General features: G+C 45.9%; 9 protein-coding genes. 2 read left to right on the forward strand and 7 right to left on the reverse strand.

Annotated elements, in window-relative coordinates; translation table 11 throughout:
• Positions 1-68: 68 nt before the first annotated feature.
• The 5 genes from purB to rluE all read right to left on the reverse strand — a co-directional run bounded on the left by purB (position 69) and on the right by rluE (position 4665).
• A complete protein-coding gene (gene purB, locus ACQKDS_RS18830; RefSeq protein ID WP_399673549.1) occupies positions 69-1439 on the reverse strand; it encodes an adenylosuccinate lyase in 1371 nt (456 codons plus the stop codon).
• 22 nt (positions 1440-1461) lie between these two features.
• On the reverse strand, positions 1462-2088 hold the full coding sequence (hflD, locus tag ACQKDS_RS18835; protein ID WP_399673547.1) for a high frequency lysogenization protein HflD: 627 nt from the start codon (positions 2086-2088) through the stop codon (positions 1462-1464).
• Positions 2089-2340: 252 nt separating this feature from the next.
• A complete protein-coding gene (mnmA, locus tag ACQKDS_RS18840) occupies positions 2341-3453 on the reverse strand; it encodes a tRNA 2-thiouridine(34) synthase MnmA (protein ID WP_399673545.1) in 1113 nt (370 codons plus the stop codon).
• A gap of 99 nt (positions 3454-3552) precedes the next feature.
• On the reverse strand, positions 3553-3999 hold the full coding sequence (locus ACQKDS_RS18845) for an NUDIX hydrolase (protein WP_399673543.1): 447 nt from the start codon (positions 3997-3999) through the stop codon (positions 3553-3555).
• Positions 4000-4038: 39 nt separating this feature from the next.
• Positions 4039-4665, reverse strand: a complete 627-nt coding sequence (gene rluE, locus ACQKDS_RS18850) for a 23S rRNA pseudouridine(2457) synthase RluE (RefSeq protein WP_399673541.1) — start codon at positions 4663-4665, stop codon at positions 4039-4041.
• 132 nt (positions 4666-4797) lie between these two features.
• Between rluE and icd the strand changes: the two genes are divergently transcribed.
• Positions 4798-6051: an NADP-dependent isocitrate dehydrogenase gene (icd, locus tag ACQKDS_RS18855; RefSeq protein WP_399673539.1), complete on the forward strand. Its 1254-nt coding sequence runs from the start codon at positions 4798-4800 to the stop codon at positions 6049-6051.
• Positions 6052-6399: 348 nt separating this feature from the next.
• Here the strand turns inward: icd and ACQKDS_RS18860 are convergent, their stop codons facing one another.
• Positions 6400-6792, reverse strand: coding sequence for a YbgC/FadM family acyl-CoA thioesterase (locus ACQKDS_RS18860; RefSeq protein ID WP_399673537.1), 393 nt, complete (start codon positions 6790-6792; stop codon positions 6400-6402).
• Between the two features lie 19 nt (positions 6793-6811).
• Positions 6812-8044 carry a cytochrome P450 gene (locus ACQKDS_RS18865; RefSeq protein ID WP_399673535.1) on the reverse strand — a complete coding sequence of 411 codons (1233 nt, stop codon included), beginning with the start codon at positions 8042-8044 and terminating at the stop codon, positions 6812-6814.
• Between the two features lie 516 nt (positions 8045-8560).
• On the opposite strand from ACQKDS_RS18865, the gene ACQKDS_RS18870 reads away from it, so the two are divergent.
• Positions 8561-11080, forward strand: coding sequence for an amino acid adenylation domain-containing protein (locus ACQKDS_RS18870; protein WP_399673533.1), 2520 nt, complete (start codon positions 8561-8563; stop codon positions 11078-11080).
• Positions 11081-11168: the final 88 nt, after the last annotated feature.

An 11168-nucleotide genomic window follows, 5' to 3' on the forward strand; every position in this document is an offset into this window, starting at 1 on the left:
TAAAAAATGCCGGTTATGTACGTAACCGGCATTAAGCGTGAGGATGGCTGGATTGACTCAGCGAAAACTTACTTCAGTTCGTTAACCATGGTGGTGGCGCGGCCAATATAATTGGCTGGCGTCATAGCCTTCAGACGGGTTTTCTCTTCTTCCGGCAGTGCCAGGCTGTCGATGAACGCCTGCATACCGGTCGCGTCCACGCGTTTACCGCGCGTCAGCTCTTTCAGCTTTTCGTAAGGTTTTTCAATGCCGTAACGGCGCATCACGGTTTGGATCGGTTCCGCCAGTACTTCCCAGTTATGATCCAGTTCGTCCAGCAGGTGTGCCTGATTGACTTCCAGCTTGCTGATGCCTTTCAGAGTTGATTGATAGGCGATCAGCGCATAGCCCAGGCCAACCCCCAAGTTACGCAGCACGGTTGAGTCAGTCAGGTCGCGCTGCCAGCGTGAGACGGGCAGTTTGCTCGCCAGATGGCTCATCATCGCGTTAGCCAGACCCAGGTTGCCTTCGGAGTTTTCGAAGTCGATCGGATTAACTTTATGCGGCATGGTGGAAGAACCGATTTCGCCGGCAATGGTTTTTTGCTTGAAGTGATTCAGCGCAATGTAGCCCCAAATGTCACGGTCGAAGTCGATCAGAATGGTATTGAAACGCGCGATGCAGTCGAACAGTTCGGCGATGTAGTCATGCGGCTCGATTTGCGTCGTGTAAGGGTTCCACTGGATACCCAATGAGGTAACGAACTCTTCGCTGAAACGGTGCCAGTCGACTTCGGGATAAGCAACAATGTGCGCATTGTAGTTACCGACGGCGCCGTTGATTTTACCGAGGATTTCCACCTGTTCCAGTTGACGGAACTGGCGATCCATGCGGTAAGCCACGTTGGCTAATTCTTTACCGACGGTGGACGGCGTGGCGGGTTGGCCATGTGTCCGTGACAACAGGGGAATATCGCGGTAGTCCAGCGCCAGTCCCTTGATAGCATCAATGATATTACGCCAGAACGGCAGCACTACGTCCTGACGCGCGGTATGCAACATCAGGGCGTGCGACAGGTTATTAATGTCTTCCGAAGTACAGGCGAAGTGAATGAACTCGGAAACCGCATGCAGGGCAGGTACCGTTGCCACTTTTTCCTTCAGGAAATACTCTACGGCTTTGACGTCGTGGTTAGTGGTGCGCTCGATAGTCTTGATGCGCTGGGCGTCTTCTTCGCTGAATTCTGCGACGATCTTATCGAGGTAAGCGTTTGCGTCTGCATCAAAAGCGGGAACTTCCTTGATTTCTGCGCAGGCTGCCAGTTTTTGCAGCCAACGTACTTCAACCTGTACGCGGAATTTCAGCAAACCGAATTCGCTGAAAATAGGGCGCAGTGCGCTGACTTTATCACCGTAGCGTCCGTCAACGGGGGAAACGGCGGTCAGTGAGGATAATTCCATCGGTAGCAACTCCTGGGATCGATTAACAATGAGCAACGATATTTTGCGCCTGTTTAAACAGACGATTACGGGAAAACATTAATTGCAGACGGCTGCCGCCGACCTGCTGCCACAGCACGGCGGCACGAATGCCTGCCAGCAGCGTGGCACGAACCTTGGCCTGAACCTGTGGGTTTTGCAAAATAGCCGGTGAGCCGGTGACCTGAATGCGTGGCCCTAGGGGGCTTACGACATCGACATAGATTCCGGCTAATGCGCTGACAATGGTTTCGGATTCTAAATCAAAATGTGCCAGTTGGCGCTCCAACTGATCTAAACGTTCACCCAACGTATTCATTGCCTGTTTGTTGGCATTGAGCTTACGCTCCAACACCATCAGGCTGATGGTGTAACGGGTCAGTTCGGCTCCGGCGCCTTTATTGTTGGCGTTCAGTACGCCCATCAGTGTTTCAAGGCCGACTTTTAACTTTCGTTCTTCGCCACCAAACACTGCCAAAGTAGAGGACGGATTCATTTGCAACAGGCTGTTCAGCGAAGTGTGCAATGCTTCGCGATCGCATTGGCCTTCGTGTGCCAATTGCTGAACCAAACGCGCGGCCTGGCTGATTCCAGCCATCGCCAACGTGATGTCATAATAATTCTTCGCCACGATTACTCCTGTAAACGCTGGTCACGCTGCAGAGTTTACGATAAAAAGTTGTGTACCTGAGGAACGGTATTCGTGTTCAGTAAAATGGTTGCTGACCGCTCTCTTCGGTAACAACGATGACCACGAAAGTTACAAATCATGCCACAAAACCCCGGGTAAACCCAGTGCGGATACACCCGGTGAATGTGTATACAGCCCACAATGGGCTGAGCCGTGATTCAGTGCTGTTCGCTGGCTGTAAATATCTCGGCGTTATGCATCACTCAGTGGCAGGCGCTGTTCAATGATACCGCCACCGAGACAAATCTCACCTAAATAGAATACCGCAGACTGACCCGGCGTGACCGCCGCAACCGGCTCGTCAAAGCGAACTTCGATCCGTTCTGCATCGATAGGCGTGATGGTGCAAGGTAAATCCTGCTGGCGATAACGGGTTTTCACCGTGCAGCGTAGCGTTTCGGTTAACGGCTGGCGATCAACCCAGTGCAACTGCTGGGCAATCAAACCCACAGACATCAGACGCGGGTGGTCGTGGCCTTGTGCGACGATCAGCACATTATTGGCGACATCTTTATCTACCACGTACCATGGATCTTCTCCGCTGTCCTTCATCCCACCAATACCCAGCCCTTTACGTTGGCCGAGGGTGTGATACATCAAGCCTTGATGTTCGCCAACGGTTTGGCCGTCAACGGTCACGATTGGGCCCGGCTGTGCTGGCAGATAACGACCGAGGAAATCACGGAATTTGCGCTCGCCGATAAAACAGATGCCGGTAGAGTCTTTCTTCTTGGCCGTAACCAGCTCAAGCTGTTCCGCGATACGGCGGACTTCGGGCTTTTCCAGCTCGCCTACCGGGAACAAACTTTGTGCTACCTGCTCGTGGCTTAGGGTGTACAGGAAATAGCTTTGATCTTTATTGCCATCGACACCGCGTAGCAGACGGCTCTTGCCATCGACATCTTGACGGCGCACGTAGTGGCCGGTCGCGATAAAATCCGCCCCCAGATCTTCGGCGGCGAACTCCAGGAATGCTTTGAATTTGATCTCTTTATTGCACAGGATATCTGGGTTCGGCGTGCGACCTGCCTTATATTCTTCCAGGAACAGTTCGAATACGTTATCCCAGTATTCGGCCGCAAAGTTGACCGTATGCAGCTCAATACCGAGTTTGTCACAAACCGCTTGTGCATCGGCCAGATCGGTCGCGGCGGAGCAGTACTCTTCGTCATCGTCTTCTTCCCAGTTCTTCATGAACAGCCCAGCGACCTGATAGCCCTGTTGCTGTAACAGATAGGCTGTAACGGAAGAGTCGACGCCGCCGGACATACCGACGATTACTTTTTTCTGGCTGTTGTCTGACATGGGATTCTCACGAGCTTTGAACACGAATCGTGCTGGTAAAAAAACAAGCGCAGGATTTTACCACGATGGTTGCGCTGGCGCACGGCACATTATTGTGCGTTAGAACGGCCAGTTAAAACTGCCCAACAATGAAAGCGGGTAACGTTCCGGTTGCTGATAACAACGCAGGCTCTCTGCGACCAACGGAGAGCGCAGGTTGGAGGCCTGCAAAATTTGTTCGGCGCTCAGCCACAAACAGCGATCGATATCACTGTCCTGCGGCGCGGTGGGCAGCATGTTGTCCAACTCAATGACGAAACAAAAACGCAGGAATGGCGTGTTGTCTGGCGCGATCCATTGGTGCAACTTTAGGAATGCCTGCGGCTGGGCACGAATACCGGTTTCCTCCCACAGTTCGCGCTCGGCGGCCTGAATCAACGTTTCGTTGGCCTCCAGATGGCCCGCGGGTTGATTCCACAGCACCTTATTGTTGACCGTTTCTTCAACGATCAGAAATTTATCGGCGGCATGTACCACGCAGGCAACGGTGACGTGCGGTTTGAACATGGTGGCTCCTTACAGTCAGTTGACGGATCTCAGGCCGTGTTATAGCGAATCCACGCTTTTCCATTCACCAGGCTTTAGTTCGCCTAATGAAAGATTGCCCATACTGTAGCGAATCAGACGCAGGGTCGGAAAGCCAATATGCGCCGTCATACGCCGGACCTGACGATTCCGCCCTTCATACAGGGTGATTTTGAGCCAGCATGTCGGGATGGTTTTACGTTCGCGGATCGGAGGATTACGCGGCCATAACCAAGCGGGCTCATCGATTCGCTCGACGCCTGCGGGGAGTGTGAGGCCATCCTTCAGCGTGACACCGGCGCGCAGGGGAGCCAGATCGCTCTCCTGCGGTATGCCCTCAACCTGTACATAATAGACTTTACCGGTGCGCTTGCCGGGTTGTGTGAGTTGCGCTTGTAGTTTGCCATCGTTGGTCAGCACCAATAAACCTTCGCTATCGCGATCCAAACGGCCAGCAGCATAAACATCATTAAACGGGATAAACGCTTTCAGCGTGGCGCGTCCTGCTTCGTCAGTAAACTGAGGTAGCACATCGAACGGTTTGTTGAATAACACTACCCGGCGCGGCCCCTGTGCTAAAGCCGGTTTGGCGGCCTTTGGCTTGCTGAATCGTTTAACGTTGTGATTTTTAACAGAGAATTTTTTCATAACAGTTGAGATTACGGATGATAGGCGCATTATAACTGAATCCGTTTCGGATTGGCGCGGACTGAATATTCGAGTAGTATCTACACGCATCTTACAAAGCATTAACAAAAATTGCGCTTGAAGGAGAGGTTGATGGAAAGCAAAGTAGTTGTTCCGGCAGAAGGTAAAAAAATTACGGTCGATGCCCAGGGTAAACTGGTTGTTCCGCATAACCCGATCATTCCGTTCATCGAAGGCGACGGCATTGGCGTTGACGTTACCCCTGCTATGATTAACGTGGTTGATGCCGCAGTGCAAAAAGCCTACCACGGTGAACGCAAAATCTCCTGGATGGAAATCTACACCGGTGAAAAATCGACTCACGTTTACGGGCAAGACGTGTGGTTGCCAGAAGAAACGCTGGATCTGATCCGCGACTATCGCGTTGCTATCAAAGGCCCACTGACCACGCCGGTTGGCGGCGGTATTCGTTCCCTGAACGTGGCTCTGCGCCAACAGCTTGATCTGTATGTTTGTCTGCGCCCGGTGCGCTACTACCAGGGCACCCCGAGCCCGGTTAAACACCCTGAACTGACTGACATGGTGATCTTCCGCGAAAACGCCGAAGACATTTACGCCGGTATTGAATGGAAAGCCGGTTCTGCTGAAGCAGATAAAGTGATTAAATTCCTGCGTGACGAAATGGGCGTGAAGAAAATTCGCTTCCCAGAACAGTGTGGTATCGGCGTGAAGCCATGTTCTGAAGAAGGCACTAAGCGTTTGGTGCGCGCGGCGATCGAGTATGCGATCACCAACGATCGTGATTCGGTAACGCTGGTTCACAAAGGCAACATCATGAAGTTCACCGAAGGTGCCTTCAAAGATTGGGGCTACGAACTGGCGCGTGAAGAGTTCGGCGGTGAACTGATTGACGGCGGCCCATGGCTGAAAATCAAGAACCCGAACACTGGCAAAGAGATTGTGGTGAAAGACGTGATTGCCGATGCCTTCCTGCAACAAATCCTGCTGCGTCCGGCTGAATACGACGTTATCGCCTGTATGAACCTGAACGGTGACTACATTTCTGATGCGCTGGCGGCACAGGTTGGTGGCATTGGTATTGCTCCTGGCGCTAACATCGGTGACGAATGCGCACTGTTTGAAGCGACGCACGGCACAGCACCGAAATACGCGGGCCAAGATAAAGTGAACCCTGGTTCAGTGATCCTGTCTGCGGAAATGATGCTGCGTCACATGGGCTGGTTCGAAGCGGCTGACCTGATTGTTAAGGGCATGGAAGGCGCCATTGCTGCCAAGACCGTGACCTACGATTTCGAGCGTTTGATGGAAGGCGCTAAGTTGCTGAAATGCTCAGAGTTTGGCGACGCCATCGTTAAACACATGTAAGCGTGTTTAAGCGTTAGATGATAACGGGAGCTTATGGCTCCCGTTTTTTATTGTCAGCCCTAAACCACCTCCTTGGTAGGCAGATTTTTACTATTCAACTTGCAAGCTTTATCAAAACTCGGTCATTTTGGTACTTACTACACTTATAACCATATAAAGCAAAGCTGGCAGTATTGAGCAAGAGGCGAACATGTGAGAGTCTGGGCTATGTATGAAAGTTAATGATGATAAAGGTTTCCGGTCTTAATCCAGATGATAAAGTAGATATCATTTGTGTGACCGGGTTTATAGTTAATTACGTACTACCCGGTACATGAAGTATTATAGCTTGATTTTGCAGCAGATTATTTAAGATAAAGTGAGTCTTTTAAGCATACTGAATGGTATTCTGGTCGGTTTCTTTTTAATCAAATCTACAAGAACCAATAAAACATCACACTGATTAATTATGTTTCCGTTTTGGTCGCTAATGGACTGTGCTATTCTCAAACTTATTTTCCCTTTTTCAAAAATATATGTATTTATACAAATAAGATCATCAAGAAAAGCAGGGGATAGATATTCGATACCAATTGTTCTGACAACAAAAGCACAGTTCATGTCAGCTAGTTCTTTGCATATTATACCTTGCGAGCGAAAAAACTCAGTTCTTGCTCGGTCATAAAAATTGACATAGGCCGCATGGAATACAACGCCTCCAGCATCTGTATCACCGTAGTAAACCCGAATAGTTGAACGCATAAGAAAACCCCCTTAATTGTTAATTTTTTAGAGTGCATTCAAAGTTAATATTTAATACTTTGAGGCTTCTTAGAACTAGATTTTCAGTTTGCCAAACTTCGGGCGAATTGAGAGTGAAAACGGGGAATCTATCAAAAAAAACGTTACATAAAATTTCGGTTTGTCTGATGGCTAGTTGTTGTCCTAGGCAATTATGTAGTCCGGTACTAAAACCGATGTGTTTAGTTACATTATTACGATCCATATCAAATTGGTCTGCATAAAGAAAAACATCCTCATCCCGGTTAGCGGACCCTAAACAAAGGAGGAGTATATCGCCCATTGCAATTTCTTTATCATCAAGCCAGAAAGAATGAGTGGCCACTCTTCTGGTTAGTTGTACTGGAGAGTGTAAGCGCATGATTTCATTTATAGCTTGCTTAAATCTTTGCGGTTCCCTGCGTAGTCGATGTTGTGAACATCTATCATTGGCTAACTCCAGAAAAAGACTACCTGTTAGCGATTCGTTAGTTTCGCTAATGGCAACAAGTATGTTAATAACATCTGCAAAGATATTTTTTTCAACTTCATTATGATCCTCGTCATAACCACTTAAAATTGCTCTGTAAAATAGAGAGTTTTTTAATTGCTTTCCTTCTTGGAGCATCGCGTCACACATTAATGAAATACGATGTAGGGACTCTATGCCATCGTTAAAATCTTTGATAGAGAGAATGCCCGGAGATTCAAGTAAAGGACGTATTTTCTTTTGGGCTTCTACAAAAATTTTTTTCTGTTCATTACTGAGATTTAACCAGCGGGAAAAAATTCTTTGCCATAATTTAGTTGCAATCTCACTCATTACTTCAATGTTTCTTCGCCCTAGAATATTGGTCAAAACATCCATAACTTCCTCTTCAATTATCTCTTCAAGTTCCTTCATGAACGGTCCGGTCACAAGAGGTATTAATCCTTTTTTATGTACTCGGTGAAATTGACCCTCCTGCAGGAGAAGGATATTATTTAGCATAATCAATACTTTTTCAGGTAATAATATTTCCCTATCTCGGATTATTTTTTTGTAAGAATCCAACAAGTTTATTGATTTAATATCTTTATCCATCAATAGAGTTCTTACATGCTTATACTTTGTTATCAACCAGTTACCGCCAACTTTAATAATTGGATCATCTATCCTTAACTGTTTGTAAATGTCATAGGGATTATTTTGGAATTTTTTAGAGCGTGGGTTAAACCTTACTTTTCTAGGCATAAATAACCTCTCTGATTGAGTTGGTAGGTAAGAATTAAAATGATAGAGCTTGATTTTTCTGACAAATTTACAGTAACTGTTAGGTGGTTTTTTCCTTCGGGGAAATTTTTCTTAAAGCCAAAATTCATGCAGAGTAAGTTAATTTTTAGTACATCTCTAATCATCTTGCAATATCACAACCTGTCGTAGAAATAGGCTGGGATAAAATAAAACTCATCCTAGAGCTACATTTTTGCATTCCTCAAGCCATTAAAGTTTATATTATTTTTCTTTTCCCACTGTTCTCAATTGGTTATGTTACATCTAGAACTATCGATCCTTAGCATTCCTTTGGCTTGAAATTAAAATGTATCATAATGTTTACAAACTGCATGAAATCATGTGCATGATCTATCAGGTTAATCTACTTAGTTTAATATATTTTCTTACCAACATTGTTACTTTCAAAATGCCAACTAGTATTTATATGTTCCAAGAATTTTTTAAATAAAATCTTAATGTCTGAGAGGGGAATACATGCTACATACAGTGCTGGATCATTTCATTCGTCAGGTTGCGCTATCAGGAAATAGAACTGCAATTAATTACAATGGTTACTATTTGACATATAAACAATTAGATGAAGCTAGCAATAAACTCTGTAATGTATTACATCAAAAGGGAATCGTTCCAGGTGACAACGTTCCCATCGTGTCTCTCAGGACACCGGAATTTATTATTGGTTTGCTTGCTATTTGTAAGCTTGGTGCTACTTATACGCCAATTGATGCTAATTATCCTGAAAAAAGAATTCAGGACATCGCTGAGCAGAGTAATTCCAGTGTGATAGTGGTCAGTAACTCTTCGATTATTATAACTTTCAACGATAAAATAACTGACATTGTCTCAATTGAAGACCTGCCCCACGATACACCAACAACATACGATCAATCTGAGTCCGATGACCAAAGGATTGCTTATATAATCTTTACATCTGGTACCACTGGATCACCTAAAGGGGTTGAGATTTCGCATGCAGCCTTAAATAATCTTATTGTCTGGTACAACGAAAGATTTAACTTGGATAATCAGTGTCGTTCATCGCTGATCGCCGGCATTGGATTTGATGTTGCACAATGGGAGATTTGGTCTGCATTAACTAGTGGTTCAACATTGTACCTTCCGCACGAGGAAATACGTTTGCAACCAGAGGATTTATTGAGATTTTTGGACCATAATGAAATCACCCATGTATTTGTACCCACAGTTCTCGTCCCTGAAATGGTCAGTTTGCCACAGCCTAAAAATTTAAAACTACGCTACATGTTTACAGCCGGTGAAAAACTTCCGCCAGTAAATTTTATGAATTTGAGTTATGATCTGGTTGATTTCTATGGTCCAACTGAAGCTACCATTTTTGTTACATATAATAAAGTGGAGAGTGCCCATTTAGGGGGGGCGGCAAGTATTGGCTATCCTATAGCTGACACGGAAATTTTTATTCTTGATGAACAGTTACATCCAATACTAAACCATGATCCAGGGGAGTTATTTATAAGCGGAACCTGTCTTGCTAAAGGTTATTTAAATAACCCAACAATGACCGACGAGAAGTTTGTGACCCCGGAACACTTTGCGGGTAAACGTCTATATCGTAGTGGCGATCTGGCATGTTGGCTCCCTGATGGTCGCATTCAGTATTTGGGTAGAACAGATCAGCAAATCAAAATTCGAGGCAATCGCGTAGAGTTAGCCGAGATTGAAAACGTTATTATGCAGGTCCCAGAAGTTAAAAAGGCAGTAGCAGTAATAAGTCAAAATGAAAACCTTGCTGAAAAGAAAATTATCGTTTTTTTATTGGCATTTTCACCTGATACTCAACCAACCAACCGTGTCAGAGCCCATATGAAAAAGATACTCCCATCCTATTTTATGCCTGCGGATTTTCAGTGGTTAAACAATCTACCGCTTAATCCTAATGGAAAAATCGACAAGGTCTCATTGCTGAAAAATTATCAACCGACCGCCAATGATCCTCATTTGAAATTGGAAAAAAAATATGAACCCATCGCTGCTATATGGCGAGAATTGCTCGGAACCAAGCAAATTTCGCCCACTGATAATTTTTTCGACATTGGTGGGCATTCACTTTTGGCTGCTCAGTTAGCTTCACTACTTGGGAAAAAGATGGGTGTAAAAGTCTACGCGCGAGATATTTATGAATACCCAACTTTACACGCCCAAGAACAGGCTATGGAGGAACGGGTAGGGCATACCCCCCCTGTTTTAGACAGTGAACCATTCAGCCGATTGCAGGATGATGTATATCTTCCTGCGGATGTACGTATTGATCCCAACTTTGATCCGCACCAGATAACTGAACCGCGGAATATTCTTTTGACTGGAGCTACCGGTTTTGTAGGTTCCCACTTATTAGCCGAATTACTGGTGACGACGAATGCACATATTTTTTGCTTGGCGCGAGAGAAAATGCAGGAGAGCGCGGAACAGCGACTTGATCGTGTGCTTAACCGTTACCAAATTACTCTCAGTGCTGAGCAGCGAGAACGAGTACATGTGATAAAAGGAGATATTGCTGAACATAATTTTGGTTTGACAACTGAGATGTATGATTCATTGTGCTATAAGACTGATATTATTTATCATTCAGCGAGCTCGGTAAACTTTATACAGCCTTACTCCTATATGAAGCGCGATAATGTTCAAGGATTGAGAGAAGTAATCCGTCTGGCGACAATAAATCACACTAAGCCGGTAATCTTACTTTCCACTATTGCAGTATACAGTTGGGGGCACCGCCACACTGGCAAAAAGATTATGCTGGAAAATGATGATATAGATCAGAACCTACCAGCGGTAGTTAATGATATGGGCTATGTCCGCAGCAAGTGGGTTATGGAGAAGATTGCAGACTTGGCGGCTAGTCAGGGTCTGCCGCTTATGACTTTCAGATTAGGTTATGCAACCTATCACAGCCAGACAGGTACAAGTGCAGATTATCAATGGTGGGGGCGTTTGGTAAAAACATGTCTGTAGTGGTCAACAAAAACTAGCCACGGTTTTAGAGTTTTTCCAGAACAATCTTTCTGATTCATTCGGCGTCAAACCACCATTATATTGATGG

Origin of the sequence: Serratia sp. NPDC078593 (assembly GCF_050268245.1) — a bacterium.
Lineage (GTDB): Bacteria > Pseudomonadota > Gammaproteobacteria > Enterobacterales > Enterobacteriaceae > JBNNGK01.